The sequence below is a fragment of the Streptomyces coeruleofuscus genome, assembly GCF_039532725.1.
GTDB lineage: Bacteria > Actinomycetota > Actinomycetes > Streptomycetales > Streptomycetaceae > Streptomyces > Streptomyces coeruleofuscus.
Map to the genome: position 1 here is coordinate 405,523 of NZ_BAAASE010000008.1, position 25,820 is coordinate 431,342.

Consider the following 25,820-nt stretch of genomic DNA (forward strand, 5'->3'; position numbering starts at 1 on the left):
CCCCCCGCACCTGTCTGTTTCTTCTGCAAGGAGTCCGTACCCCATGACGTCCACCGTGCCCAACGCCGTCGAGCACGCAGACGCGCAGCAGCCGCCGATCACCATGTTCGGCCCGGACTTCCCGTACGCGTACGACGACTTCCTCGCCCACCCGGCGGGCCTCGGGCAGATACCCGCGACCGAGCACGGCACGGAGGTCGCGGTCATCGGCGGCGGCCTGTCCGGCATCGTCGCCGCGTACGAGCTGATGAAGATGGGCCTCAAGCCGGTCGTGTACGAGGCCGATCAGATCGGCGGCCGGCTGCGGACGGTGGGCTTCGACGGGTGCGACGACTCCCTCACCGCCGAGATGGGCGCGATGCGCTTCCCGCCGTCCTCCACCGCCCTCCAGCACTACATCGACCTGGCCGGCCTTCAGACGCGGCCCTTCCCCAACCCCCTGGCGGAGACGACCCCGTCAACCGTCGTCGACCTCAAGGGCGAGTCGCACTACGCCGAGACGATCGCCGACCTGCCCCAGGTCTACCGGGACGTCGCCGAGGCCTGGAACCGGTGCCTGGAGGAGGGCGCCGACTTCTCCGACATGAACCGCGCCCTGCGCGAGCGGGACGTCCCGCGCATCCGCGAGATCTGGTCCCGGCTCGTCGAGAAGCTCGACAACCAGACCTTCTACGGCTTCCTCTGCGACTCCGAGGCGTTCCGGTCCTTCCGGCACCGCGAGATCTTCGGCCAGGTCGGCTTCGGCACGGGCGGCTGGGACACCGACTTCCCGAACTCCATCCTGGAGATCCTCCGCGTCGTCTACACCGAGGCCGACGACCACCACCGCGGCATCGTCGGCGGCTCCCAGCAACTGCCGCTCCGCCTCTGGGAGCGCGAGCCGGAGAAGATCGTCCACTGGGCCTACGGCACCTCGCTCGCGAGCCTCCACGACAACCGTCAGCCCCGCCCGGCCGTCACCCGCCTGCACCGCACCGCAGGCAACCGCATCACGGTGACCGACGCGCACGGCGACATCCGCACCTACCCGGCGGCGATCTTCACCGCACAGTCCTGGATGCTGCTGTCGAAGATCGACTGCGACGACTCGCTCTTCCCGATCGACCACTGGACGGCCATCGAGCGCACCCACTACATGGAGAGCTCCAAGCTCTTCGTGCCGGTCGACCGGCCGTTCTGGCTGGAAAAGGACGAGGAGACCGGGCGGGACGTCATGTCGATGACGCTCACCGACCGGATGACGCGCGGGACCTACCTGCTCGACAACGGCCCGGACCAGCCCGCCGTCATCTGCCTCTCCTACACCTGGTGCGACGACAGCCTCAAGTGGCTGCCGCTGTCCGCGAACGAGCGGATGGAGGTCATGCTGAAGTCGCTCGGCGAGATCTATCCCAAGGTCGACATCCGCAAGCACATCATCGGCAACCCGGTGACCGTCTCCTGGGAGAACGAGCCCTACTTCATGGGCGCGTTCAAGGCCAACCTGCCCGGCCACTACCGCTACCAGCGGCGCCTGTTCACGCACTTCATGCAGGACCGGCTGCCCGAGGACAAGCGCGGCATCTTCCTCGCCGGCGACGACATCTCCTGGACGGCCGGCTGGGCCGAGGGCGCCGTCCAGACCGCCCTCAACGCGGTCTGGGGCGTCATGCACCACTTCGGCGGCACGACCGACCCGGCCAACCCGGGGCCCGGCGACGTGTACGACGAGATCGCGCCCGTCGAACTGCCCGAGGACTAGGGCCTGTCGTTTGGCTCAGGCCGCAGACGCGGGGCCTGGCACGCGCACCTGCGGCGTTGTCGTCAGTCGCCAACTCCCCCACGCTCGGCTGCGCTCGCGCGGGCGGTGCCCCCATCGCGTTGACTCCCTCCTCCGCCTTGCATCTGCACGCACCAGGCCCCGCTCACCGGCGCTGAAGAGATGCCGTCGATTCCCTGCGACCTGATCCAGACGACAGGCCCTAAGGCAGGCAGGAGGGCTGCGGCAGGGGCGTGAGCAGCATGCGCCCCGCGAAGCCCACCGCCGTGTCCAGGCGGTCGGTGAACTCCTCGGCCACGTCGGGGAGCCCGCGCAGCGCCCACAGGGCCCGGGCCGCCGTCCAGGTGGCGTCCCGGGCGCGCTCCAGGCTCCACGCGCCGAGCAGATGGGTCAGCGGGTCGGCGATCTGGAGGAGGTCGGGGCCGGGCATCAGATCTTCGCGGATGCGCTCCTCCAGCGAGACGAGGAGATCACCCACCGCGTCGAACTCGTCCTCCAGCTCGGCGGGTGCGCAGTCGAGCGTACGGCAGGTGTCCACGACGGCCAGCGCGAGATCGTGCCCGATGTGCGCGTTGATGCCCGCGAGCGCGAACTGCAACGGACGTACCCCGGGATGACGGCGGAACTGGAACAGCGGCCGCCAGCAGGCCGGCGGGACCCGCTCGCCGGCCACCGCCTCGACGGCCTTCAAATACCGCTGCGCGAACCGGACGTCCAGCGTGATCGCGGCGTGCGGGTCCGCGAAAGCCCCGGTGTCGACGTACCGGTCCACCGTTTCCGTCACGGCGAGGTAGACGCGGTTGAAGACGGCCACCCCGTCCCGGGGGTGCAGAGTCGCGTCGAGGGCGCGCATACGGGAGATGACTCCGTCGACCGGAGTGTCCACGGCTGGGGGGACTTGTTCGCATCGCGGCATGCGGGCAGAGTCCCAGCTCTAGGCTGGCGGCAGTACCGGCAGGCCCGGCGCTTCCCCGGAACGGGGTAACGCCGCCCGCCGCAGGGGAGGGGGAAACGGCACCGTGTCAGGCTCGCGTGCCCACCGCCTGGCCGCCCGCAGGGCCGAGTACAGGCGCGCCGTCCGGCGGGGCGCGATGGTCGTGGCTGCCTCCGTCGTGGTCGCGACCGGCGCGGTCGCCGGGGTGCTGTCCGCCTTCGACGACCGGCCCGGCCCGGACCAGGCCAGGCACCCCGAGGTGTCCGCGTCGCCCCGCCTGGCGCCGCTGCCCGCGGTGCCGTCGGCGTCCCCGTCGCCCACCGAGTCCGTTGCCCCCACGCCCGCCACCTCCGCGCCCAGGACGCCGAGCCCCACGCCGTCGCCGTCGGCAATCCGGAAGAAGCAGGAGCGGACCACCCCCGTGAGCTCCCGGCTCTACCGCCACCCCGCCTCGCAGGTGCTCGACTGGGTCCGGTCCCACTCCGGAGACCCACGCCACGCGGTCATCGCCTCCCGCATAGCCGACCAGCCGGCCGCCGTCTGGTTCGCCGACTACTCCCCGGACACGCTCACCGCCCGGGTCGCCGCGGTGACGTCGGGCGGTGCCGCACAGGGCCGGGCGCCCGTCCTCGTGCCCTACGCGATCCCCGGCCGGGACTGCGGCGGCTACTCCCAGGGCGGAGCACCCGACCTGGACGCGTACGACGCGTGGATCGACAAGTTCGCCGACGGGCTGGGCTCCGGCGAGGTCATCGTCGTCCTGGAACCGGACTCGGTCGCCCAGGCCGAGTGCCTGTCCGCCGGTGAGCGCGCGGACCGCTTCGCCTCGCTGGCCCGGGCCGGACGCGTTCTGAAGGCCGCCAGCCCCCGGGCACGCGTGTACTTCGACGCGGGGCACTCGGGCTGGAACGCGCCCGGAAAGCAGGCGGGGTGGCTGCGGCAGGCCGGTGCCGCCTCGCCCGAGTCCTCCGACGGGATCTTCAGCAACGTCTCCAACTTCCACACCAGCGCCGCCGAGGTCGCCTACGACCGGCGGGTCCTGGACGCGCTCGGCGGCCCGCCGGGCCTGGGCGCGGTCATCGACACCAGCCGCAACGGCAACGGCGCCCCGCCCGACGGCACCTGGTGCGACCCGGCGGGCCGCAAGCTCGGCCGGGCACCGACCCTCAGCACGGGAGAGGACCGGATCGACGCCTACCTGTGGATCAAGCTGCCGGGGGAGTCGGACGGCTGCAAGGGCAAGCCGGGGACGTTCACGGCGTCGTACGCCTACGACTTGGCCTCGTCGTAGGAGCTGGTGCCCTCGTCCAGCAGCGGCCGCTGGGTCTTCAGGTGCGGCGGGGCGAAGGCCCGCAGCGCGTGGTAGCCGGTGATGACGACGAGCGTGCCGAGCGCGATGCCGCTCAGCGAGAAGGTGTCCGTGATCTTCATGGAGACGTTGCCCACGCCGATGATGATGCCGGCCGCGGCCGGGACCAGATTCAGCGGATTGCGCAGGTCGACCCCGGCGTTGAGCCAGATCTGGGCACCGAGCAGGCCGATCATGCCGTACAGGATGACGGTGATGCCGCCGAGCACACCGCCCGGGATTGCCGCCACGACCGCGCCGAACTTGGGGCAGAGGCCGAAGAGCAGGGCGAATCCGGCGGCGGCCCAGTAGGCGGCCGTCGAGTAGACGCGGGTCGCGGCCATCACGCCGATGTTCTCGGAGTACGTGGTGTTGGGCGGGCCGCCGACCGCGGTGGACAGCATCGAACCCACGCCGTCCGCGGCGATCGCCGTGCCGAGCTTGTCGTCCAGCGGGTCGCCGGTCATCTCGCCGACCGCCTTGACGTGCCCGGCGTTCTCCGCGACCAGGGCGATGACGACCGGCAGGGCGACCAGGATCGCCGACCACTCGAACGACGGGCCGTGCAGGGTCGGCAGCCCGATCCAGTCGGCCTGGCCCACGCCGGAGAGGTCGAGCCGCCAGTGGTCGGTGAGCTTGCCGCTCGCGTCCACCGAGTGGATCTTGCCGAAGGCCAGGTCGAAGACCCAGGAGACGCCGTACCCGAAGACCAGCCCCAGGAAGATCGCGATCCGGGACCAGAAACCGCGCAGACAGACGACCGCCAGCCCGGTGAAGAGCATCACGAGCAGGGCAGTCCATTGGTCCTGCGGCCAGTACGTCGAGGCCGTCACCGGCGCCAGGTTGAAGCCGATCAGCATCACCACCGCGCCGGTCACGATCGGCGGCATCGCGGCGTGGATGATCCGCGCCCCGAACCGCCGCACGGCGAGCCCCACCAGGAACAGCGCGGCGCCGACGACGAAGACCGCGCCGGTGACGGTGGCGCTGCTGCCGCCCTGGGCACGGATGACCGCCGCCACGCCGACGAAGGACAGCGAGCAGCCCAGGTAGCTGGGGACGCGGCCCCGGGTGGCGAGCAGGAACACGACGGTCGCGACGCCCGACATCATGATCGCGAGGTTGGGGTCCAGGCCCATCAGGACCGGGGCCACGAAGGACGCCCCGAACATGGCCACCACGTGCTGGGCGCCCAGCCCGGCCGTGCGAGGCCAGGAGAGCCGCTCGTCCGGGCGGACCACGGCGCCGGGCGCCGGGGTGCGTCCGTCGCCGTGCAGTTTCCAGCGGACGCCGAGATCCATGGTGCGGTTTCGCTTTCGTCGTGCGTGCGAGTGTCCGGACCATTGTCGGGGTGCGTCGGAAGCGGGGGTGACCGGGCCTGCCCGGCCCGGCGTCGTTCAGGGCCGAGGGTCGGGGACCGCCGAGTCCGGCCGGCTGGTCTTCGCCCGGTCACCGGGGCGCAGCACGGGCGCGAACGCCACCAGACCGCAGGACAGCAGCGTCACCAGAGCGAACGACACCATCAGGCTGGTCGCCTGCGCCAGCATGCCGATCGCACTCGGCGCGATCAGACCCGAGGTGTACGTGATGGTCGCGACGCCCGCGATGGCCAGGCTCGGGTTGGAGCCGCTGCGGCCCGCCGCCGCGAAGCACAGCGGTACGACGACGGCGATGCCCAGCCCCATCAGCGCGAACCCGGCCATCGCCACCGCCGGCTGCTCCGCCACGACGATCAGCAGTCCGCCGAGGACGGCGAGCACACCGCTCGCGCGCACGGTCCGCACGGCGCCGAAGCGGTCCACGATCCGGTCGCCGGCGATCCGGGCGATGGCCATGGTGAGCGTGAAGCCCGTCGTGCACGCCGCCGCGAGACCGGCCGAGGTCTGAAGCTGTTCGCGCAGATAGACCGCCGACCAGTCCAAACTGGCGCCCTCGGCGAACACCGCGCAGAACCCGATCGCGCCGATGAGCAGCGCCGACCGCGGCGGCAGGGCGAACCTCGGGGGCGGATCCTCGTCCTCGGCGGGCTGGAGGTCGAGCACCCACTGGCAGGACAGCACGCCGACGACGGTGAGGACCGCGGCGGCCAGGACGTGGTGCAACCGGGCGTCCGAGCCGAGGTGCGCGGCGAGCGTGCCGGCCGCCGAGCCGACCAGGGCGCCCGCGCTCCACATGCCGTGCAGCCCGGACATGATCGACCGGCCGAGGCGGTTCTCGACCTCGACGCCCAGCGCGTTCATCGCCACGTCCGCCATGCCCGCCGTGGCGCCGTAGGTGAACAGGGCCAGGCAGAGCGTGAGCAGGTTCGGGGCGAGGGACGGCAGGACCAGCGACAGCGTCCACAGGGCGATCAGTCCGCGCAGCGCGTTGCGGGCACCGAAGCGGTGGCTGACGCTGCCGGCCAGCGGCATCGCGACGGACGCGCCGAGCGCGGGGAAGGCGAGCGCGATCCCCAACTGTCCGGCGCTGACGCCCGCGTGGTCCTGGATCCACGGCACGCGGGTGGCGAACGAGCCGGTCACGGCGCCGTGCACCGCGAAGACGGCGGCCACGGCATACCGTGACCGTTTCACCTCGCGCTGTTCGTAGACCACGTCGCTCATTCTCCGGCCCCGTCCTCTCCTGGTTTTCCCCGCCGGCACCGCGTCTCCACGTCCAAGGCGTGCGTCGGGGTGTGTTGGCGCCTGCTGGCGCGCGTAAACTATCAGGAACCCTGCCTGATAGATAAGGGGATTACCGGCTGGCCGGAGCACACGGCCGTGCGGTCCCACCGATCTGGAAGGATCCCGGCATGCCCGCATCCCCGAGCACCGCCCGGGCCATCAACGACCGGCTCGCCCTGCGCCTGCTCCAGCAGGAGGGCCCGCTGACGGCGGGGCAGTTGAAGCAGCTGACCGGCCTCTCCCGGCCGACCGTCGCCGACCTCGTCGAACGCCTCACCGCCGCCGGGCTGATCACGGTGGTCGGCGAGTCGGGGGAGCAGCGGCGCGGGCCCAACGCCAAGGTGTACGGCATCGTCGCCGACCGGGCGCACCTCGCCGCGCTGGACATACGCACCGAGGGCGTCGCGGTGACCGTCGCCGACCTGGTGGGACGGGTGCTGGCCGAGGCGTCGGCGCCCATCGGCGACGACACGGACACGGGCCCCGCCGTGGAGCAGGCCGTCGCGCTGGTCGAGCGCGTGGTGAAGGAGGCCGGCGCCGACCGGCTGCACACCGTGGGGATCGGGGCGCCCGGCCTGATCGACCCGGCCAGCGGCGAACTCCGCGACTCGTCCGGGCTGCCGGAGTGGCACCGCCGGCTCGTCGCCGCCCTCCAGGAGCGGCTGCCCGAGGCCCGGGTCAGCGTGGAGAACGAGACCAACCTCGCGGCGCTGGCGGAGCAGCGCGACGGGGTGGCGCGGGACCGGGACACCTTCGTCCTGCTGTGGCTGGGCCACGGAACGGGCGCGGCGGTCGTCCTCGACGGCGCGCTGCGGCGCGGTGCCTCCGGCGGCACGGGCGAGATCGGCTTCCTCCCGGTCCCGGGCGCGGCAGCGCTGCCCTCCTCGACGGACTGCGAGGGCGGCTTCCACTCCCTGGCCGCGTCGGGCGCGGTCGTGGACCTGGCGGCGCAGTGCGGGGTTTCGACGGAGCGGGGGCAGGAGCCGTCGGCGGTGGGGGTCGTACGGGCGGCGGCCGGTCTGGTGCGGTCGGCGGTGCGCGATGCGCGGGGGACGGAGACGGGAGCCGGGGTGTCCGTGTCCCCGGGAACCGTCCCCGCTGCCCGTTTCCTCGACGCCCTCGCCGACCGTCTCGCCGTCGGCGTCGCCTCGGTCGTCGCGATCCTGGACCCCGGTTGCGTGGTGCTCGGCGGGGAGGTCGGCCAGGCGGGCGGCGACGATCTCGCCGCCCGCGTGCAGGACCGCATCGCCCGGATGACCCCCCTGCCCACGGAGGTACGGACGACCACCCTCGGCGGCAGCGCGGTACTACGCGGTGCCCTCCTCACGGCCCGCGACCGCGCCCAGGAGGAACTCTTCACCCCGGGGGAACGGCCCGTACGACGGTGGTAGGCCGGCCCCGGCGGTCACGCCCGGGACCGCCCGCTGCCCGCCCGCGCCCGCTCGCCCCCGTACCGCCGCGCCAGGTACTCCTCGAACGTGCCCGTGCCGGTCGCCCGCTGCGGCGTCAGGTGACCACCGCCGCGGAAACCCCGGTACGCCGCGCCCCACAGCGGCACGTTCACGACCGCCCGGCGCCGGCCGGTCGCCTTCAGATACGCGCGGGCCAGCGACTCGAGCGTCCGCACCTCCGGCCCGCCCATGTCCTCGACCCGCCCCGCCGGCGCTCCCGCCGCCAGTCCCGCCAGCCGGTCGGCGACCTCGGCCACCTCGACCGGCTGGTCCCGGACACCGGCCGGCAGGAACAGGACCGGCAGCCTCGACAGCCCCTGGAGCAGCATCACGAGCAGGTCGTGGAACTGCGTCGCCCGCAGCACGGTCCAGTCGAGCCCCGACTCCTCGACCAGCCTCTCCACCGCGAGCTTGCTCTTGTAGTAGCGGAACGGCACCCGGTCGACGCCCACGATGGAGATGTAGACGAAGTGCCGCACACCGGCCCCGCGCGCCGCGCGGACCAGGTTCGCCGCCGCCTGCTCGTCCCCCTTCGGCGACGTCGCGCAGTGCACGATCGTCTCCACACCGGCGACGGCCGCGTCCAGCGCGGCACCGCCCTCCCGCAGGTCGACCGCGTACGGCTGGGCGTGCCGGCTGAGCACCCGCACCTCGTGCCCGTCCGCGCGCAGCCGCTCGGCGACGAGCCGGCCGAGCGTTCCGGTACCGCCGGTCACCAGGATCGTGGTCATGCTGTTCAGTCCCTTCGGAACGCCGACGCTCCCGGCCGGAGCGCCCTCTACGACTGAGACCGGACAGCCCCTGCCGGATGTGACATCCCTGCGCGGCGATCGGCGCCCGTCGCGACGATCCGCGCCCGCGCCTGGCGTCCCGCGCCGACGACTCGCGGCCGGCCTGGCGATCCGCGCCCCGCCTGGCGATCTGCGTCCCGCGCGGCGTTTCGGGACCCGTCTGGCGTTCCGGGCCTCGTCCCCGGCGCGACTGGCGTCCCGCGCCGACGATGCGCGTCCCGCCCGGCGATCCGCGCCCCACGCTGCGTTTGGCGACTGTGCCTGGCGTCCCGCGCGCCCGGCGGGCCCGGCGTCCCGCGCCGACGATCCGTGACCGGCCTGACGATCCGCGCCCCGCCTGGCGATCTGCGTCTCGCGCGGCGTTTGGCGACTGCGCCTGGCGTTCCGCGCGCCCGGCGGGCCCGGCGTCCTGCGCCGACGATCCGTGACCGGCCTGACGATCCGCGCCCCGCCTGGCGATCTGCGTCTCGCGCGGCGTTTGGCGACTGCGCCTGGCGTTCCGGGCCTCGTTCCCGGCCCGACTGGCGTCCCGCGCCCGCGCCGGCGTTCCGCGACGACGATCCGCGTTCCGCGACGACGATCCGCGGCCGGCCTGGCGATCTGCGTCCCACGCGGCGCTTCGCGACCGCGTCTCGCGTCCCGCGCCGACTACCCCCGACCGGCCCGACGATCCGCGACCCCGCCCTGCGATCCGCGACCGCACCCGGCGCCCGACGTCTCACACCCCGCGATTTCGGCGTCCCAAGACCCACGACCCCCGACCCGCGACTTCGGCGTCCCACCCCCGCCGGCGATCCCGCGACCCGCCGGGCGGCCCTACGGCCGGGCGAGCTGTCGCCGCGCGAACGTCAGCTTCTCCGGGTTGACCACGGCCCGTACCCCCGCGACGAGCCCGTCGCGCACCTCGAACGCCGCCAGGCCGACGAGCGTGTCGCCCGCCCAGGTGGCGAGCCCCGTCGCGCCGTTGACCTCGGTGACGGTGAACTCCAGGCCCTCCGTGAACTTCGGGCCCCCGCCCGCCAGGAACCCGGCGAGCTTGGACCCGCCCTCGATCGGCCACCGGGCCGCGGTGACCTTCCCGCCCCCGTCGCTCCACCAGGTGGCGTCGGCGGCGAGCAGCTTCTCCAGTCCGGCCAGGTCGCCGTCGCGGGCCGCCGTGATGAACGACCTGACCAGCTCCTCCTGCCGCTCGGACGCGGCCTCGAACCGGGCCTGCGGCTCGCCCACCCGCCGCACGGCCCGCCGGTACAGCTGGCGGCAGTTGGCCTCGCTCAGATCCAGCACCCCGGCGATCTCCCGGTGCCCGTACCCGAACGCCTCCCGCAGCACGTACACCGCCCGCTCGGCCGGCGTGAGCCGCTCCAGCAGCACCAGCATCGCCATCGACACGGAGTCCCGCTGCTCGGCCGACTCCAGGGGTCCGAGCGTGCCGTCCGCGGTCACCACCGGCTCGGGCAGCCAGGTACCGACGTACGTCTCGCGCCGGGCCCGCGCCGAGGTCAGCCGGTTGAGGCAGAGGTTGGTGACGACCTTGGCGAGCCAGGCCGCCGGATGCTCGATCCCCGTACGGTCGGCGCCGCTGAAGCGCAGATACGCGTCCTGGACCGCGTCCTCCGCCTCCTCCGCGGAACCCAGCAGCCGGTAGGCGAGCGAGAACAGCCGGGGCCGGTGGGTCTCGAACTCGTCGGCGAGCGTGGTGGTCATACGCCTCACCCTGCCAGAACACCGTCCGGGCGGCGTGGGAAGGCCCGACGGCGGGCAAGGGCCGTCGTCACCGCCGCCGGGCCGGTCTGCGCAGATGCGCATGACAGTAGAAAGGACTAGACCACTGCGTCAATAGGTGCGTACCAATCCCGGGTCCGTCAAGGGTGGACGCCGACGCGGGAGTTGGACCGTCCCGTCGCGCTCGGGAAGGATCGCGACACGGTCTGTGAGGCACCCCACACCGTTCGCCCGTCTGGACGTCGATCAGGCGTGGCACACTGGCCATGTATCAGTAGCAGCGCACTCCGGGGTCGGTGAAAGTCCGAACCGGCGGTTACAGTCCGCGACCCGGTCGCCTCCAGCGGCCGGTTGACCAGGTGAAATTCCTGGACCGACGGTTAAAGTCCGGATGGGAGGCAGTGCGCGGCGAGCGGGCATACATGCGCGCCGCCGAAGAAGTCCGTCCTCCGGGCGGACTCCGTCCGGCGTCGTTCCCGGTGTCCTCGCTCGTACTTCTGTCGTCATCGACAGCCCCGGAGTCCGTGCCCGAAGAGGCAGGGAGGACCCGGGAAGTGTTCACCGGAATCGTCGAAGAGCTGGGCGAGGTCACCGCCGTCGAGACCCTCGACGACGCCTGCCGCTTCCGCCTGCGAGGCCCCGTCGTCACCCAGGGCGCGAAACACGGCGACTCCATCGCCGTCAACGGCGTCTGCCTCACGGTCGTCGACCACGAGGGCGACGAGTTCACCGCCGACGTGATGGCCGAGACCCTCGACCGCTCCAGCCTCGGCGCGCTCAAGGCCGGATCCCGGGTCAACCTCGAACGCCCCATGGCCGTCGGCGAACGCCTCGGCGGGCACATCGTGCAGGGCCACGTGGACGGCACCGGCGAGATCCTGGAACGCAAGCCGTCCGACAACTGGGAGATCGTGAAGATCTCCCTCCCCGCGGACCTCACCCGGTACGTCGTCGAGAAGGGCTCCATCACCGTCGACGGGATCAGCCTCACCGTCGTCGACGCCGGCCCCGACTACTTCACCGTCAGCCTCATCCCCACCACCCTCGACCTGACCACGCTCGGCCACAAGCAGCCCGGCGACCCGGTCAACCTCGAGGTGGACGTCATCGCCAAGTACGTCGAGCGGATGCTGGGCGACCGTGCGCAGGGGGCGGCCAAGTGAACTGGCTCAACTCCGAGGCGTTCACGCTCTTCGGCCAGCACATCAAGTGGTCGGACATGATCGGCAACGTGATCGGCCTGCTCGCCCTCGCCCTCGGCTGGCGCCGCTCCATATGGACCTGGCCCGCCCAGTTCGTCTCCGGCCTGATCCTCTTCGCGGCCTTCGCCACCGCCCACCTCTCCGGCAGCGCGGGCAAGCAGGTCGTCGTGATGCTCGTCGCCACGTACGGCTTCTGGCAGTGGAACCGCGGCCGGCAGCAGGCCCAGGACGGCTCCATCGCCGTACGGTTCGCCACCTGGCGTGAGCGCGGGGTGCTGGCCGGCGTGGCCGCCCTGGGCACCCTCGCGGTCGGCGGCCTGTTCACGGCCTTCCCGACCCTGTCCTGGGACCCCTGGCCGGACGCGTACATCTTCGTCGGCACGATCGTCGCGATGTACGCCCAGGCCCGCGGCATGGTCGAGTTCTGGTTCGCCTGGCTGCTGGTCGACCTGGTCGGCGTCCCGCTGAACTTCGCCAACGGCTTCGCCTTCTCCGGCTTCGTCTACGTCATCTACGGCGCGCTCGTCCTGTGGGGCCTGCGCGACTGGTGGCTGCGCTCCCGTGCGGCAGCGCAGCCCGCCCTGGAAGGAGCGCCGGCATGAGCACGGCACCGATCCTGTACGGCACCGACGGCTTCGAGGACTTCGCGCTCGACCCGGTCGAGCAGGCCATCGCCGACATCGCGGCCGGCCGCCCGGTCGTGGTCGTCGACGACGAGGACCGCGAGAACGAGGGCGACCTCGTCATCGCCGCCGAGAAGGCGACCCCCGAGATCGTCGCCTTCATGATGAGCGAGTGCCGCGGCCTGATCTGCGCCCCCATGGAGGGCGAGGAGCTGGACCGGCTGAAGCTCCCGCAGATGGTCCAGGACAACACCGAGTCGATGAAGACCGCGTTCACCGTCTCCGTCGACGCCTCCGCCGCGCACGGCGTCAGCACCGGCATCTCGGCCTCCGACCGCGCCACCACGCTCCAGCTGCTCGCCGACGGCGTCTCCGGACCCGACGACTTCGTCCGCCCGGGCCACATCTTCCCGCTGCGCGCCCGGTCCGGCGGGGTCCTGACGCGCGACGGCCACACCGAGGCCGCCGTCGACCTCGCCCGCCTCGCGGGCCTGCGCCCGGCCGGCGCGATCGTCGAGATCGCCGGTGAGGACGGCACGATGCTGCGCCTGCCCGAGCTGATCCCCTTCGCCCGCAAGCACGGCCTGACGATCATCTCGATCGAGGACCTGATCGCCTACCGCCGCGGCAGCGAACCCACCGTCCGCCGCGAGGCCAGGACCCAACTGCCCACCGCCCACGGCACCTTCACGGCCTACGGCTACCGCTCCACCGTCGACGGCGTCGAGCACGTCGCCCTCGTGCACGGCGAGATCGGCGACGGCGACGACGTCCTGGTCCGCGTCCACTCCGAATGCCTCACCGGCGACGTCTTCGGCTCCGCCCGCTGCGACTGCGGCCCCCAGCTCGACGCCTCGCTGGCCCGCATCCAGGCCGAGGGCCGGGGAGTCGTGGTCTACCTGCGCGGACACGAGGGCCGCGGCATCGGCCTGATGTCCAAGCTGCGCGCCTACGAACTCCAGGAGCAGGGCCACGACACCCTCGACGCCAACCTCGAACTCGGCCTGCCCGCCGACGCCCGCGACTACGCCGCAGGCGCCCGGATCCTCGCCGACCTCGGCGTGCGCGGCGTCCGCCTGCTGACCAACAACCCCGACAAGACCGACGCGCTCGTCCGCCACGGCATCGCGGTCAAGGCCCGCGTGCCGATGCCCGTGAGCGCCGGCGAGCACAACCTCCGCTACCTGCGCACCAAGCGGGACCGGATGGGCCACGACCTGCCCTGGCTCGACACGACCACCGTGCCGGCCTGCGGCAACCAGTAACACAGCACAGCAAGTCAGCACAGCAAGTCAGCACAGCGAGAAGGCTCTGAGGAGAGACGTGAGCGGCAAGGGTGCACCGGAGCTGTCCGTACGCAATGTGGGTGACCTCCGGGTCGCCGTCATCGCGGCACAGTGGCACGAGAAGGTGATGGACGGTCTGGTCGACGGCGCCCTGCGCGCCCTGCACGACCTCGGCATCGACGAGCCGACCCTCCTCAGGGTCCCCGGCAGCTGGGAGCTCCCCGTGGTCGCCAAGGTCCTCGCGGGCCGCGGCTACGACGCGATCGTCGCCCTCGGCGTCGTCATCCGCGGCGGAACCCCCCACTTCGAGTACGTGTGCCAGGGCGTGACCCAGGGCCTCACCCAGGTCTCCGTCGACACCGGCGTCCCCGTCGGGTTCGGCGTGCTGACCTGCGACACGGAGGAGCAGGCCCTGGACCGCGCCGGCCTGGAGGGCTCCAACGAGGACAAGGGGCACGAGGCGGTGACGGCGGCGGTGGCGACCGCGGCCACCCTCCGCTCAGTATCCGAACCCTGGCGCTGACGAAAGCCACATGTGGCATAGGCTGAGCGTCACCATGTCCAAGAAGACGTTCGAGGAGCTCTTCACCGAGCTCCAGCACAAGGCCGCCCAGGGCGACCCCGCCACTTCCCGCACCGCAGAACTGGTCGAGAAGGGCGTCCACGCCATCGGCAAGAAGGTCGTCGAAGAGGCCGCCGAGGTCTGGATGGCCGCCGAGTACGAGGGCAAGGAGGCGGCCGCCGAGGAGATCTCGCAGCTGCTGTACCACGTCCAGGTGATGATGGTCGCGCGCGGCATCTCCCTCGACGACGTCTACGCCCACCTGTAAGCCGCACCCCGTTCCCGCACGACACCACGCAAAGGAAGCCGACCTCATGCTGCGCATCGCCGTCCCCAACAAGGGTTCCCTGTCAGGCCCTGCGGCGGAGATGCTGCATGAGGCCGGCTACCAGCAGCGCCGGGAGTCCAAGGAGCTGCGGATCGTCGACCCGACGAACGAGGTCGAGTTCTTCTACCTCCGCCCCCGCGACATCGCCATCTACGTCGCCTCCGGCCAGCTGGACATCGGCCTCACCGGCCGGGACCTGCTGATCGACTCCGGCGCCGACGCGGAGGAGATCCTCGCCCTCGGCTTCGCCCGCTCCACGTTCCGCTACGCCGGCAAGCCCGGCACCATCGGCGGCCTGGCGGACCTCGCGGGCAAGACCGTCGCCACCTCCTACGAGGGCATCGTCGCGGCGCACCTCGCCGACCACGGCATCGACGCCTCCGTCGTCCACCTCGACGGCGCCGTCGAGACCGCCATCCAGCTCGGCGTCGCCCAGGTCATCGCCGACGTCGTCGAGACCGGCACCTCGCTGCGCAACGCGGGCCTGGAGGTCGTCGGCGAGCCGATCATGCAGTCCGAGGCCGTCGTGATCCGCCGCACCGGCGCGGACGGCGACGACCCCAAGGTGCAGCAGTTCCTGCGCCGCCTCCAAGGCGTACTGGTCGCCCGGACGTACGTGATGATGGACTACGACTGCCGCGTCGAGCAGCTGGAGAAGGCCGTCGCCCTCACCCCCGGTCTGGAGTCGCCGACCGTGTCCCCGCTGCACAACGAGGGCTGGGTCGCCGTCCGCGCGATGGTCCCGGCCAAGGAGGCGCAGCGGATCATGGACGACCTGTACGACATCGGCGCCCGGGCCATCCTGACCACGGCCATCCACGCCTGCCGTCTGTGAGGGGCGCGCACTGATGTCCGACCTGCCCACCCTGCCCGTCACCTTCCGGCCGGGCACCACACGCGCGGTGCTGCTCACGGCAGCCGTCGCGATCCTCGTGGTGATCACGGCCGTCGCGATGCTGCTGAAGCAGCTCAGCCCCGCGGAGCGTCTCAGCTTCGTCGTCACGGCGCTCCTGCTGGACGCGGTACTGCTCCTGCTGGCGCGGCCCAAGGTCGTCGCCGACGAGGACGGCGTCACCGTGGTCAATCTCACCAGCAAGCGCCGGCTGGAATGGGCCGAGATCCTTCAGGTGACCCTCCGGTCCGGCGACCCCTGGGTGTTCCTCAACCTCAGCGACGGCACCAGCCTGCCCGCCCTGGGCATCCAGCCCGGCCTGGCCAAGCAGCGCGCCATCGCCGACGCCCGGGCCCTGCGGGCGCTCGTCGAGGCCCGTTCCGTCGCGAGCCCCGAACGGCACCAGAGCTGACGCGTGGCAATCCGCACGGCGGTCGGCACTGCCGCACCGGGCGGTGTCTTGATTAATCTGTTGGCGGAGGCGCTACGGACGCGCCTCCGCCCCTGCTGCCCCGCCCGGTGCGCAGAGGCTTCCTGCTAACCGAGGAGTGACCCCCTCCGGCGATGGACGGATCGTCCTGCAGTACCTGCGCCGCCCCCTGCCGACATAGCGCGGACCGTGTCCGCGACCGTGCGGAGGCGGCGGCATCATGACCATCCCCCTGCTGCTTCTGGCAGCCGCGTTCCTGCTGATTCTCGCCAACGGATTCTTCGTGGCGGCCGAGTTCGGACTCGTGACGGTCGAGCGGCCGGAGGCCGAGAAGGCCGCCGCCGAGGGCGACCGGCGCGCCCAACGCGTCGTCGAATCACTCAAGGAACTGTCCTTCCAGCTCTCCGGCACCCAGCTCGGCATCACCATCACCTCCCTCGTCGTCGGCATGCTCGCCGAACCGGCGCTGGCCGAGCTGCTGCACGGCCCGTTCACCTCGATCGGCGTCCCCGAGGGCGCCGTCTCCGGTGTCACGGTCGTCGTCGGCATGCTGCTGGCCTCCGCCGTGCAGATGGTGATCGGCGAGCTCCTGCCCAAGAACTGGGCGGTGTCCAGGCCGCTCCAGGTCGCGCGCTTCGTCGCGGGCCCGCAGCACGTCTTCGCAGGGCTGTTCCGGCCGGTCATCGCCGGCCTCAACGCCGTCGCGAACCGGCTCGTGCGCGCCCTGGGCTTCGAGCCCGCCGAGGAACTGGCCTCGGCCCGCACCCCCGGCGAACTCGTCTCCCTCGCCCGCCATTCGGCCCGGGCCGGCGCCCTGGAACAGGACACGGCCGATCTCTTCGTCCGGACCCTGTCGCTGGGCGAGCTGACCGCGCAGCACGTGATGACGCCGCGCGTGAAGGTCAGCGCCCTCCAGTCCTCCGCCACCGCCGAGGACGTGGTCAACCTGACCCGCGCCACCGGCCTGTCCCGCTTCCCCGTCTACCGGGAGAGGATCGACGAGGTCGTCGGCATGGTCCACCTCAAGGACGCCCTGGCGGTGCCCGTGCGGGACCGGCTGCGGACCCCCGTCGGCCGCATCGCCCGCCCGGCACTGCTCGTCCCCGAGACGCTGCCCGTACGGCCGCTGCTCGCCCGTCTGCGCAGCGAGCAGCCGATCGCGGTCGTCGTCGACGAGTACGGCGGCACGGCCGGTGTCGTCACGCTGGAGGACATCGTCGAGGAGATCGTCGGCGAGGTCCGCGACGAGCACGACGGACACGACCTGCCCGAGCTGGCCTCCGCGCCGCCGGAGGACGGCAGGCCCGCCTGGGACGTCGACGGCAGCTGCCGGGTCGACATCCTCCAGCGCATAGGCCTCGACGTGCCCGAAGGCCCGTACGAGACCGTCGCGGGTCTGATCGCCGACCTGCTGGGCCGTATCCCGGCCGTCGGCGACAAGGCGGAACTGCCCGGCTGGCGGCTGTCGGTACGCCAGGTCGGCCACTACCGGGCCGAGCGCGTCCGGCTGGTCAGAACGGCCCCCGTCGCCGTGGTGGAGGCAGCCCGATGAGCGTGCTCCAACTGACCTTCGCCGCACTCCTGGTGCTCGCCAACGGCTTCTTCGTCGGCGCCGAGTTCGCGCTCGTCTCCGTACGCCGCAGCCAGATCGAACCCCTTGGCACGGCCCGCGCCCGGCAGGTCCTCTACGGCCTCGAGCGGCTGCCGCAGATGATGGCGGCGGCCCAGTTCGGCATCACGATCTGCTCCCTCACCCTCGGTGCGGTCGCCGAACCGACCGTCGCGCACCTCCTGGAGCCGGTCTTCGAGTGGGTCCACCTGCCGCACGGCATGATCCACCCGCTCACCTACGTCATCGCCCTCGCCGCCGTGGTCTTCTTCCACCTCGTCATCGGCGAGATGGTCCCGAAGAACCTGGCGATGGCGGCCCCCGAGAAGGCCGCCCTGTGGCTCAGCCCGGGCCTGGTCTGGTTCGCCCGCTTCTGCAAGCCGATCACCGCCGCTCTCGGCGCCGTCTCCCAGGGCATCCTGCGGCTCTTCCACGTCGAGCCCAGGGATGAGGTCGAGGCCGTCTTCACCAGCGAGCAGCTCAACCGGCTGGTGGAGGACGCCGGCCAGGCGGGCCTGCTCGACCCCGAGGAGGCCGAAAGCCTGGAGGACGCCCTTGAGCTGGGCTCCCGCCCGGTGACGGACGTCCTGCTGACACGCGAGTCACTGGTGACGGTCAGCCCGTCGGTCACCCCCGGCCGCATCGTCGAGCTCACCGCCCGCACCGGGTACTCCCGGTTCCCGGTCGCCGCGGAGAACGGTGTGTTCATGGGCTACCTACACGTCAAGGACGTCCTCGACCTGGAGCACTCGGACCGGGCCGTGCCGCAGCAGTTGTGGCGGCCCATGACGAAGCTGCGGTCCGAGTTGCCGTTGGACGACGCGCTGACGGTGATGCGGCGGGCGGCGACGCATCTGGCCCAGGTGGCCGACGCGTCCGGGAAGGTGCTCGGGCTGGTCGCGCTGGAGGATGTGCTGGAGCTGTTGGTGGGGGAGGTACGGGATCCCGCGCATCGGGAGGTGCGAGAGGTACGGCTGACCGAGCCCAGGTCCGGCGAGGAGGTACTGGCGACGTAGCCAAGGCCGGGTGGGGGCGCAGCCCGGCGCCGCAGGGTGCCGCCCTCTGTGGGACGGGTGCCGCCCTGGGGGCACCTCCGAGGCCCTTGAGGCACTGGGGGAGGCACGATTGCCCGCGGCTAGGCCGACGGATCCTGCGGCCCCCGCCCGGACAGCACCTCCCCGTACGCCTGCATCAGATCCGGCAACCGCAACGTCGCCAGGTCCTCCCTGCCCAGCACCCCGGGATACACGGACAACCGCAGATCCCGGTATGCGCAGCTCTTCTCGTACAGCGTCCGCAGGAACCGCCCGTTGCCCAGCTCGTCGATCCACCCCTGGTCCACCACGTGCCCGGCGATGGAGCGCAGCTCGTCGAGGGCCTCCTCGTCCCACAGGTCGCCGTTCTCCGCGGCGAGGACCTTGCCGATCTCGGTGAGTTCGAGGGGCCGGTAGGAGGGGAAGTCGACGCGGGTGGTGAAGCGGGAGGACAGCCCGGGGTTGGCGGCGAGGAGGCGGTCCATGCCCTCGGGGTAGCCGGCCAGGATCACCACGAGATGGTCGCGGTTGTCCTCCGCCCGCTTCAGCAGCACCTGGAGCGCCTCGTCGCCGTACGCGTCCCCCTTGCCGTAGCCCGAGTTGGACAGCGAGTACGCCTCGTCGACGAAGAGCACGCCGCCGAGCGCCGAGTCGATCAGTTCGTTGGCCTTCACGGCCGTCTGCCCGAGGTACTCGCCGACCAGGTCGGCCCGCTGTGCCTCCACGAGATGGTCGCCGCCGAGCAGGCCGAGGGCGTAGAACACGCGGCCGAGGATGCGGGCGACGGTGGTCTTGCCGGTGCCGGAGGGGCCGGAGAAGACGAAGTGCCGCTTGGGCGGCTGGACCGGCAGGCCCTGCCCGGCCCGCAGCCGGGCCATGTTCAGCTGTGCCGACAGCGCTTTGACCTGGCGTTTCACCGGCTCCAGACCGACCATGCGCTCAAGCTCGGCGAGCGCCTCCTCGAGTAAGGCGGGGTCGGTGGGGCCGGCGGGCAGCGACGGAGCCGGACCGGTCCGCGAGCGCACCGCGGGGTCGGCGACCGGCGGCAGGGGAGCGGAGGCCGGCGGTTCGGGATCGGGCAGTCGCAGGTCGCGGCCCTCGGTGCCGAAGAGCGGGTCGAATCCGTCCGGGCCGTCCACGGCGTCCTGCCCGGCGCCGGTGAGTGTGATCGCCGCCAGGTCCGTGGAGTCGTCGTACCCGTCGCCCTCGGCGATCGCGGCGAGCCGGGCGGAGGTGTCCATGAAGGCCGGGTCGACGCGGTGCACGGCCCGGTAGAGGGGGAGCGCGGCGGCGCTGCGGCCGGTGCCCTCGTGCGCCCGGGCCAGCCAGTAGCGCAGCTCCTTGCGCTGGGGCTGTTCGCTGCGGCAGCGCATCAGCGCGGCGGACAGCAGCGGTTCGGCCTGCCCGTACATCTCCAGGCGGACCCGGGCCATGCCGCCGAACAGGCCCGCCTCGATGCCGAGCATCGGGTCGTCGAGGAGCGGATCGGTGTGGCGGACGAGCTGCTCCCAGTCCTTGACCAGATAGGCGCGGCAGGCGTGCAGGAAGCGGACGTGGGCGTCCGTGTCCACCGGCGGCAGCCCGGCGAGGGCGCGGTCCAGCTCGGGGACGTGGCGGCCGTCCAGCCAGTGGGAGGCGTGGGCGAGCAGCAGATCGCGGGGGCTCTCCAGCACGGGCTGCACCCACCAGCCCAGCCAGTACCAGGAGTTGAGGGTGCGGTGATAGCGGGCGCGCTGCTCCCCGAAGCGGTCCCGGTGCCGGAACATCCTGAGCAGCGCGGTCGTCGTGTCGACGCGCAGCGCGTGCAGCCCGAGCCAGCCGTCGGCCATCCCGGAGTCCATCCGCACGGCGGCGCGGAACTCCTCCTCCGCCTGCGGATAGGCGCCCATGGTGTAGGCGTCCACGCCTCGCAGCCAGGCGAGGTCGGCCGGGGCCTGCGGGCCCTGCGTGCCGAAGTCCATCACGTCCCCCACGAACCGTGCCCCCGTCGGTATGCCAACGAGCCGTCCCCCAGCCGGCTGCCCTGCTCGAACCGCTGTGCCACGGACCGGAGTTGCAAGGTGAGCGACGCAACCGTCCGCAGGTCGCAACGAAGGCATCGTACCTGCGGGGGCGGCGCCCCCGTAGGGTGCCGCACGCTGCGTTCGGCGAGGTGGGAGCGGATGCGGCGCCCTCCCGCACGGTGACCGAGGGTGAGCACTCGGCGGCGCCCGGCACCCGGAAAACCGGAAGAAGACAGAACGAAGCCCCCGATCACGGGGGAACAACCGGGGGCTTCGCGTCTGTGGGCGGCTCCGAATGGCCGCACATTGAGAACGTAAGACCTGTACGGGCCCCCGGTCAAGCCGAGTTGAAGCACTCCGGCAAGTTGTTCCGCAAGGCCCTTCACAAGTTCAGCACACTGCGGGCGGTCCGTCACCGTGCGTGAGCGGCTGGTCCGGTCCAACTGGCCCCGCAGACCCCGGAGTCACCTCATATCCCTTCTCTCGCTGCCGTACCAGGAGATCGGCGAACGGCCGCGAGGGATCGCCGGCGAAATGCCGGCGTTCCGCCGGTACCCATCCGTTCCAGAACTCCCGCTGTTCCTCCCCGTCCCGCGACCGTCCCCGCGCCCAGGCCTCCTCACGGGGCACCTCCATCCACAGCAGCAGGGCCAGGTGGGGCCGCAGTGCCCGGCGTCCCGCGCCGACGCCCTCCACGAGGACCACCGGAGCGGGCGGCAGGGGGCGCGGCGGGCCGAAGTGGCGGGCGCGCCAGTCGTAGGGGGCGTAGTGCGCGGTCCGGCCGTGGGCCAGCGGCTCGATCACCTGGTCCAGCAGGCGCCCGGTCCAGCCGAACAGTTCGTCGTGGGTGGCGATGTCGTCGAGGCGCAGCACCGGCGCGCCGCCCAGTGCCGCGGCCAACTGTTCGGCGAACGTCGTCTTTCCGGAGCCGGCGTGCCCGTCGACGCCGACGAGGCGGACCGGGCCGCAGGAAGGGGGGAGGCGGCTGATCCGGGACGCCAGGTCGCGGACGGCGGGCCCCGGTGCGGGGCGGAAGGGCGGATTCATCTCGCGCAGCACTCTAACCACGGCGCCCCGGGCGCGTGCCAGTGGTCGACGCCAATATTGGTGGGCGTGGCGCGGGCCGAAGTGCTGGCGGGACCCGGCGGGCTGTGCTGCTATGTGGCGCATACACGTGTGCGACCGACCGTGCCACGGACCTGCCCCGCCCCTGCCCGACTCCGACCTCCGGGGGTACCGCCATGCGCAGAGCAGAACAGCCGTCCCGCAGAACCGTCCTGGCCGCCGCGGTCGCCGCCGCCGTCGCGGCAGGCTCAGGCCAGGCGGCCGCCGACACCGGGGAGCCCATGACGACCGACACCGCGGAGCCCGCCCGGGCGGTCCCGGCCCGCACCGTGGACAACCGGGCCTGGACCTCGTACGGCGACTGGCGCGGCGGCACCGCCAAGGGCACCACTGCCGTCGCGGGCGCCCGCCCGGGCGTGGTGATCGCGAGGCCCGCGGGAACCACCGACTACACGGACCCGCACACCGGCGCCACCGCCCGCTGGGAGTACGGCACCTGGACGTCCCCGGTCCACCGGCTCGCCGTCCCCGCGACGGAGGCGATCGTCTCCTGGAACGCGCGCACCCCGGCCGGCACCTGGCTCCAGGCGGAGATCAAGGCCGCCTACACCGACGGCACCACCACCCCCTGGTACGTGATGGGCCGCTGGGCGGCCGGTGACCAGGACATCCGGCGCACCTCGGTCGACGACCAGAGCGACGGCAGGAGCACCGTCTGGACCGACACCCTGGCGATCGACGACCCGTCGACGGGCCTGCGCCTCGCCTCGTACCGGTTGCGCCTGACCCTCTACCGCAAGCCCGGCACCAAGACCACGCCCACCGTGTGGCGCCTCGGCGCGATGGGCTCCGACGTACCCGACCGGTTCACCGTCCCGGCGTCCGTTCCCGGCCTCGCCGGGGAACTGATCGTCCCGCGGTACTCGCAGGAGATCCACAAGGGCCAGTACCCCGAGTACGACAACGGCGGCGAGGCCTGGTGCAGCCCGACGTCCTCCCAGATGATCATCGAGTACTGGGGCGGCCGGCTCACGCCGGAGCAACTGGCCTGGGTGGATCCGTCGTACGCCGATCCGCAGGTGTGCCACGCGGCCCGCTTCACGTATGACTATCAGTACGCCGGTTGCGGCAACTGGCCGTTCAACGCCGCCTACGCGGCCACGTTCAAGGACCTCCAGGCCGTGGTCACCCGGCTCGGCTCGCTCACCGACCTGGAGACGCTGATCGCGGCGGGCATCCCGGCCATCACCTCCCAGTCCTTCCTGAAGGAGGAGCTGACCGGCGCCGGGTACGGCACCGCCGGGCACCTCATGACCGTCATCGGCTTCACCGGCGACGGCGACGTGATCGCCAACGACCCGGCCTCGGAGAGCAACGAGGCCGTGCGGCGCGTCTACCGGCGGCGCGAGTGGGAGAACATCTGGCTGCGCACCAAGCGGTACAACGCCTCCGGCAAGGTCGTCTCCGGCACCGGCGGCGTCTGTTACCTGTACTTCCCGGCACGCCCGAACGTGGCCCAGCGCGAGGCGCTCACAGCCGTGGGCGTGCGCGTGTGACCAACCTCTCGGCCGCACACGCCGCTCCCGATGGCAAAGTGGACAGACCCTCCGGGGAAGTCCGTCCGCATCACCGAATCAGCGAGAAGCCATGACCGCGTACTCAGCCACCGCAGCCCGCGTCCGCACCGGCGGCCCTCAGGACGACGGCCCGAAGATCGTCGAGCACGTCGCGGGCTGGACCCTCGTCGTGGTCCTCGCGATGCTCGTGACCCAACTCGGGCTGCTGTGACCGGACGCGTCGTGCTGTGACCTGACCCACGACCCTGCCCCACGGCCTGCCATACTGCGGATGTCCCGCCTCGCCGCCCGTTGGAACCAGGGTCGAAATTGAATATCAGTCAACAGCCTGCCGCGCGTCCGAGAGCCCGCGGCACCGAGCGCTCGCTGGCGCGCCGTGCCGAACTCATCGCGATCGGGCGGAGGTTGTTCGCCGACACGTCCTACGACGCCCTGTCGATGGACGACATCGCCCGGCAGGCGCACGTCGCCAAAGGGCTGATCTACTACTACTTCCAGTCCAAGCGCGGCTACTACCTGGCCATCATCCAGGACTCGGTCACCGACCTGGTCACGCTGGCGGCGAGCGGACACGAACTGCCCCCGGTCGACCGGGTCCAGCGCACCATCGACAGCTATCTGCGCTACGCCGAGCACAACCAGGCCGCGTACCGCACCATCGTCAGCGGCGGCGTCGGCTTCGACACCGAGGTGCACGCCATCCGTGACGGCGTGCGCGCGGCCATCGTCGCCACCATCGCCGAGGGGGCGTACGGCCGCGCCGACATCACCCCGCTGGCGCGCATGGGACTGCTCGCCTGGGTGTGCGGTGTCGAGGGCACCACCCTCGAATGGATCGACCGCCCCGAACTGCCCCGCCGGACCATGTGCGAGCTGCTGGTGAAGGGGCTGGGCGGCGCCCTGCGCGCGATCGAGGACCTGGACCCCGCCTACCCGGCTCCGGAGGCCGCCCGCCAGGGCGCGTGAGTTGGGGGCGGAGGGACCGTCACGGTCCCTCCGCCCCTGTCGTCCAGGCTTACTTGATGGCCTTGATCAGCTCACCGCTCGCCGTGTCGCCGCTCAGCTCCCAGAAGAACGTGCCGCCCAGTCCCTGCTGGTTCTTGTAGTTCATCTTGGTCGCGATGGTCGCCGGGGTGTCGTAACTCCACCAGTCGCTGCCGCACTTGGCGTACGCCGTGCCGCCCACCGTCCCCGTCGCCGGGCACTTGGTCCTGAGCACCTTGTAGTCCTCGAAGCCCTGCTCGTACGTGCCCGCCGCCGGGCCGGTCGCCGTGCCGCCGGGCGCCGACTGGGTGACGCCGGTCCAGCCGCGGCCGTAGAAGCCGATGCCGAGCAGCAGCTTGGAGGCGGGGATGCCGAGGCCCTTGAGCTTCGCGATGGTCGCCGAGCTGTGGTTGTCCGCCTTCGGTATGCCGGAGTACGAGGTCAGCGGGGAGTGCGGGGCCGTCGGGCCGGCGGCGTCCCAGGCGCCGAAGTAGTCGTACGTCATCGGGTTGTACCAGTCGACGTACGGGGCGGCGCCCGCGTAGTCCGCCGCGTCGATCTTGCCGCCCGGGGTGGCGTCGGCGGTGATCGCCGCAGTGACCAGGTTCTTCGGGCCGAACTTGGCGCGCAGCGCCTGCATCAGGTTCTTGAAGGCCGCCTTGCCGCTGGTGTCGCAGGTGGCGCCGCAGGCGTTCGGGTACTCCCAGTCGATGTCGATGCCGTCGAAGACGTCGGCCCACTGGGAGTTCTCGACCAGGTCGTAGCAGGACTGGGCGAAGGCGGCCGGGTTCTTCGCGGCCTCGCCGAAGCCGGCCGACCAGGTCCAGCCGCCGAAGGACCACAGGACCTTGAGGTTCGGGTGCTTCCGCTTCAGCTCGCGCAGCTGGTTGAAGTTGCCGCGCAGCGGCTGGTCCCAGGTGTCGGCCTTGCCGTCGACGGACTCGGCGGCGGTGTAGGTGCGGTCGGTGGCGGCGTAGGCGTCGCCCATCGCGCACTTTCCGCCGGTGACGTTGCCGAAGGCGTAGTTGATGTGCGTGAGCCTGGCCGCGGAGCCCGACGTCTCGACGTTCTTGACGTAGTACTTGCGGTCGTAGGTGCCCCATTCGGTGAAATACCCGATGACCTTGGAGCCGGCGGCCTTGGCCTGGGGAGCGGCCTTCGTACCGGGGGCGGCCTCCTGAGCCGAGGCCGCCGCCGTCGCGGTCGAGGTGCCCGCGCCGGCGAGCAGGCCGGCGCCGAGAACGGCACAACAGGCCGCCGTCACGACGGCCCGGAATCGGGAGCGTTGGGGGTAGTGCATCCGGTGTCTCCTCGGGGGAGAGGGGAGCGCGCGCCGATTGGCATGAACGCGGTGAATCGGTGGTGCGAAACAGTAGGAGGACTAGACCAGTCCGGTCAATGGTTCGGACCAATTTCGCCCGGCGGGGCGCACTCGGGTATTTCTTGAAGTGAGCGGTCGTTAACTGGTGACGGGATGCCTCCGATCGGGCATACTCACAGCGCAGAGCCGCTGGTCAGCAGCTTCCGAGACCCGGGACTGCAAGCATCGGCCAGGCA

Annotated in this window: 23 protein-coding genes and 1 riboswitch; of the genes, 15 read left to right on the forward strand and 8 right to left on the reverse strand. The window is 71.9% G+C overall.

Features of this window, described 5'->3' with window-relative positions; genetic code table 11:
• Nucleotides 1-43: 43 nt before the first annotated feature.
• Nucleotides 44-1,741, forward strand: coding sequence for an FAD-dependent oxidoreductase (locus tag ABFX81_RS30450; RefSeq protein ID WP_086841924.1), 1,698 nt, complete (start codon nt 44-46; stop codon nt 1,739-1,741).
• A gap of 220 nt (nt 1,742-1,961) precedes the next feature.
• Here the strand turns inward: ABFX81_RS30450 and ABFX81_RS30455 are convergent, their stop codons facing one another.
• The gene (locus ABFX81_RS30455) at nt 1,962-2,675 is read right to left on the reverse strand and encodes a DUF5995 family protein (protein ID WP_346138941.1); all 714 of its coding nucleotides are present in this window, start codon (nt 2,673-2,675) and stop codon (nt 1,962-1,964) included.
• A gap of 175 nt (nt 2,676-2,850) precedes the next feature.
• Between ABFX81_RS30455 and ABFX81_RS30460 the strand changes: the two genes are divergently transcribed.
• Entirely contained in the window at nt 2,851-3,984 is a 1,134-nt protein-coding gene (locus ABFX81_RS30460; RefSeq protein ID WP_346138956.1) for a glycoside hydrolase family 6 protein, read from the forward strand.
• Here the strand turns inward: ABFX81_RS30460 and ABFX81_RS30465 are convergent.
• Both ABFX81_RS30465 and ABFX81_RS30470 read right to left on the reverse strand, forming a co-directional pair.
• Nucleotides 3,963-5,342 carry a solute carrier family 23 protein gene (locus ABFX81_RS30465; RefSeq protein ID WP_086851583.1) on the reverse strand — a complete coding sequence of 460 codons (1,380 nt, stop codon included), beginning with the start codon at nt 5,340-5,342 and terminating at the stop codon, nt 3,963-3,965. The two genes, ABFX81_RS30460 and ABFX81_RS30465, sit on opposite strands and share 22 nt — an antisense overlap.
• 96 nt (nt 5,343-5,438) lie before the next feature.
• On the reverse strand, nt 5,439-6,644 hold the full coding sequence (locus tag ABFX81_RS30470) for an MFS transporter (RefSeq protein WP_086851580.1): 1,206 nt from the start codon (nt 6,642-6,644) through the stop codon (nt 5,439-5,441).
• A gap of 188 nt (nt 6,645-6,832) precedes the next feature.
• Between ABFX81_RS30470 and ABFX81_RS30475 the strand changes: the two genes are divergently transcribed.
• On the forward strand, nt 6,833-8,095 hold the full coding sequence (locus ABFX81_RS30475; protein ID WP_086851578.1) for an ROK family protein: 1,263 nt from the start codon (nt 6,833-6,835) through the stop codon (nt 8,093-8,095).
• A 14-nt stretch (nt 8,096-8,109) separates the two neighbouring features.
• Here ABFX81_RS30475 and ABFX81_RS30480 read toward each other — a convergent pair whose 3' ends face one another.
• Both ABFX81_RS30480 and ABFX81_RS30485 read right to left on the reverse strand, forming a co-directional pair.
• A complete protein-coding gene (locus ABFX81_RS30480) occupies nt 8,110-8,886 on the reverse strand; it encodes an NAD(P)H-binding protein (protein ID WP_086851576.1) in 777 nt (258 codons plus the stop codon).
• 876 nt (nt 8,887-9,762) lie between these two features.
• Nucleotides 9,763-10,650 carry an RNA polymerase sigma-70 factor gene (locus ABFX81_RS30485; RefSeq protein ID WP_086851264.1) on the reverse strand — a complete coding sequence of 296 codons (888 nt, stop codon included), beginning with the start codon at nt 10,648-10,650 and terminating at the stop codon, nt 9,763-9,765.
• A gap of 296 nt (nt 10,651-10,946) precedes the next feature.
• Nucleotides 10,947-11,077, forward strand: a riboswitch (FMN riboswitch).
• A gap of 145 nt (nt 11,078-11,222) precedes the next feature.
• Here ABFX81_RS30485 and ABFX81_RS30490 point away from each other — a divergent pair.
• From ABFX81_RS30490 to ABFX81_RS30530, 9 genes are all read left to right on the forward strand, one after another.
• The gene (locus ABFX81_RS30490; protein ID WP_086851262.1) at nt 11,223-11,831 is read left to right on the forward strand and encodes a riboflavin synthase; all 609 of its coding nucleotides are present in this window, start codon (nt 11,223-11,225) and stop codon (nt 11,829-11,831) included.
• Complete coding sequence (locus ABFX81_RS30495; protein ID WP_086851260.1) at nt 11,828-12,472, forward strand: nicotinamide mononucleotide transporter family protein; 645 nt, start codon at nt 11,828-11,830, stop codon at nt 12,470-12,472. Before ABFX81_RS30490 ends, ABFX81_RS30495 begins: the two co-directional genes overlap by 4 nt.
• Complete coding sequence (locus ABFX81_RS30500; RefSeq protein ID WP_086851258.1) at nt 12,469-13,758, forward strand: bifunctional 3,4-dihydroxy-2-butanone-4-phosphate synthase/GTP cyclohydrolase II; 1,290 nt, start codon at nt 12,469-12,471, stop codon at nt 13,756-13,758. The genes ABFX81_RS30495 and ABFX81_RS30500 overlap by 4 nt, the downstream gene beginning before the upstream one ends.
• A 58-nt stretch (nt 13,759-13,816) precedes the next feature.
• A complete protein-coding gene (gene ribH / locus ABFX81_RS30505; RefSeq protein WP_010046367.1) occupies nt 13,817-14,302 on the forward strand; it encodes a 6,7-dimethyl-8-ribityllumazine synthase in 486 nt (161 codons plus the stop codon).
• Between the two features lie 34 nt (nt 14,303-14,336).
• Nucleotides 14,337-14,609: a phosphoribosyl-ATP diphosphatase gene (locus tag ABFX81_RS30510; protein WP_003988914.1), complete on the forward strand. Its 273-nt coding sequence runs from the start codon at nt 14,337-14,339 to the stop codon at nt 14,607-14,609.
• Nucleotides 14,610-14,655: 46 nt separating this feature from the next.
• A complete protein-coding gene (gene hisG / locus ABFX81_RS30515) occupies nt 14,656-15,504 on the forward strand; it encodes an ATP phosphoribosyltransferase (RefSeq protein WP_086851256.1) in 849 nt (282 codons plus the stop codon).
• 13 nt (nt 15,505-15,517) lie between these two features.
• Nucleotides 15,518-15,973 (forward strand): PH domain-containing protein, encoded by a 456-nt coding sequence (locus ABFX81_RS30520; RefSeq protein WP_086851254.1) that lies wholly within the window; start codon nt 15,518-15,520, stop codon nt 15,971-15,973.
• Nucleotides 15,974-16,211: 238 nt separating this feature from the next.
• Entirely contained in the window at nt 16,212-17,543 is a 1,332-nt protein-coding gene (locus ABFX81_RS30525; protein ID WP_086851252.1) for a CNNM domain-containing protein, read from the forward strand.
• Nucleotides 17,540-18,616 (forward strand): CNNM domain-containing protein, encoded by a 1,077-nt coding sequence (locus tag ABFX81_RS30530; RefSeq protein ID WP_086851250.1) that lies wholly within the window; start codon nt 17,540-17,542, stop codon nt 18,614-18,616. Before ABFX81_RS30525 ends, ABFX81_RS30530 begins: the two co-directional genes overlap by 4 nt.
• A gap of 119 nt (nt 18,617-18,735) precedes the next feature.
• Here ABFX81_RS30530 and ABFX81_RS30535 read toward each other — a convergent pair whose 3' ends face one another.
• Complete coding sequence (locus ABFX81_RS30535; protein WP_086851247.1) at nt 18,736-20,595, reverse strand: AAA family ATPase; 1,860 nt, start codon at nt 20,593-20,595, stop codon at nt 18,736-18,738.
• A 432-nt stretch (nt 20,596-21,027) separates the two neighbouring features.
• A complete protein-coding gene (locus ABFX81_RS30540; protein ID WP_086851270.1) occupies nt 21,028-21,684 on the reverse strand; it encodes a hypothetical protein in 657 nt (218 codons plus the stop codon).
• Between the two features lie 194 nt (nt 21,685-21,878).
• Between ABFX81_RS30540 and ABFX81_RS30545 the strand changes: the two genes are divergently transcribed.
• From ABFX81_RS30545 to ABFX81_RS30555, 3 genes are all read left to right on the forward strand, one after another.
• Entirely contained in the window at nt 21,879-23,258 is a 1,380-nt protein-coding gene (locus ABFX81_RS30545; RefSeq protein ID WP_086851245.1) for a C39 family peptidase, read from the forward strand.
• A gap of 91 nt (nt 23,259-23,349) precedes the next feature.
• A complete protein-coding gene (locus ABFX81_RS30550; protein ID WP_346138942.1) occupies nt 23,350-23,490 on the forward strand; it encodes an SCO1431 family membrane protein in 141 nt (46 codons plus the stop codon).
• A gap of 98 nt (nt 23,491-23,588) precedes the next feature.
• Nucleotides 23,589-24,245, forward strand: coding sequence for a TetR family transcriptional regulator (locus tag ABFX81_RS30555; RefSeq protein ID WP_086851243.1), 657 nt, complete (start codon nt 23,589-23,591; stop codon nt 24,243-24,245).
• Nucleotides 24,246-24,294: 49 nt separating this feature from the next.
• Here ABFX81_RS30555 and ABFX81_RS30560 read toward each other — a convergent pair whose 3' ends face one another.
• Nucleotides 24,295-25,563 carry a glycosyl hydrolase family 18 protein gene (locus ABFX81_RS30560; protein ID WP_086851241.1) on the reverse strand — a complete coding sequence of 423 codons (1,269 nt, stop codon included), beginning with the start codon at nt 25,561-25,563 and terminating at the stop codon, nt 24,295-24,297.
• Between the last annotated feature and the right edge of the window lie 257 nt (nt 25,564-25,820).

Excerpts from the sequence above, each read along its gene's own strand:
- ABFX81_RS30450 (WP_086841924.1), top strand. The coding sequence starts at position 44 with ATGACGTCCACCGTGCCCAACGCCGTCGAGCACGCAGACGCGCAGCAG.
- ABFX81_RS30500 (WP_086851258.1), top strand. The coding sequence starts at position 12,469 with ATGAGCACGGCACCGATCCTGTACGGCACCGACGGCTTCGAGGACTTC.
- ABFX81_RS30530 (WP_086851250.1), top strand. The coding sequence starts at position 17,540 with ATGAGCGTGCTCCAACTGACCTTCGCCGCACTCCTGGTGCTCGCCAAC.
- ABFX81_RS30470 (WP_086851580.1), bottom strand. The coding sequence starts at position 6,644 with ATGAGCGACGTGGTCTACGAACAGCGCGAGGTGAAACGGTCACGGTAT.
- ABFX81_RS30465 (WP_086851583.1), bottom strand. The coding sequence starts at position 5,342 with ATGGATCTCGGCGTCCGCTGGAAACTGCACGGCGACGGACGCACCCCG.
- ABFX81_RS30460 (WP_346138956.1), top strand. The coding sequence starts at position 2,851 with ATGGTCGTGGCTGCCTCCGTCGTGGTCGCGACCGGCGCGGTCGCCGGG.
- ABFX81_RS30520 (WP_086851254.1), top strand. The coding sequence starts at position 15,518 with ATGTCCGACCTGCCCACCCTGCCCGTCACCTTCCGGCCGGGCACCACA.
- ABFX81_RS30540 (WP_086851270.1), bottom strand. The coding sequence starts at position 21,684 with ATGAATCCGCCCTTCCGCCCCGCACCGGGGCCCGCCGTCCGCGACCTG.
- ABFX81_RS30480 (WP_086851576.1), bottom strand. The coding sequence starts at position 8,886 with ATGACCACGATCCTGGTGACCGGCGGTACCGGAACGCTCGGCCGGCTC.
- ABFX81_RS30545 (WP_086851245.1), top strand. The coding sequence starts at position 21,879 with ATGCGCAGAGCAGAACAGCCGTCCCGCAGAACCGTCCTGGCCGCCGCG.
- ABFX81_RS30550 (WP_346138942.1), top strand. The coding sequence starts at position 23,350 with ATGACCGCGTACTCAGCCACCGCAGCCCGCGTCCGCACCGGCGGCCCT.
- ABFX81_RS30560 (WP_086851241.1), bottom strand. The coding sequence starts at position 25,563 with ATGCACTACCCCCAACGCTCCCGATTCCGGGCCGTCGTGACGGCGGCC.
- ABFX81_RS30510 (WP_003988914.1), top strand. The coding sequence starts at position 14,337 with ATGTCCAAGAAGACGTTCGAGGAGCTCTTCACCGAGCTCCAGCACAAG.
- ABFX81_RS30475 (WP_086851578.1), top strand. The coding sequence starts at position 6,833 with ATGCCCGCATCCCCGAGCACCGCCCGGGCCATCAACGACCGGCTCGCC.
- ABFX81_RS30525 (WP_086851252.1), top strand. The coding sequence starts at position 16,212 with ATGACCATCCCCCTGCTGCTTCTGGCAGCCGCGTTCCTGCTGATTCTC.
- hisG (WP_086851256.1), top strand. The coding sequence starts at position 14,656 with ATGCTGCGCATCGCCGTCCCCAACAAGGGTTCCCTGTCAGGCCCTGCG.
- ABFX81_RS30485 (WP_086851264.1), bottom strand. The coding sequence starts at position 10,650 with ATGACCACCACGCTCGCCGACGAGTTCGAGACCCACCGGCCCCGGCTG.
- ABFX81_RS30535 (WP_086851247.1), bottom strand. The coding sequence starts at position 20,595 with ATGGACTTCGGCACGCAGGGCCCGCAGGCCCCGGCCGACCTCGCCTGG.
- ABFX81_RS30455 (WP_346138941.1), bottom strand. The coding sequence starts at position 2,675 with ATGCCGCGATGCGAACAAGTCCCCCCAGCCGTGGACACTCCGGTCGAC.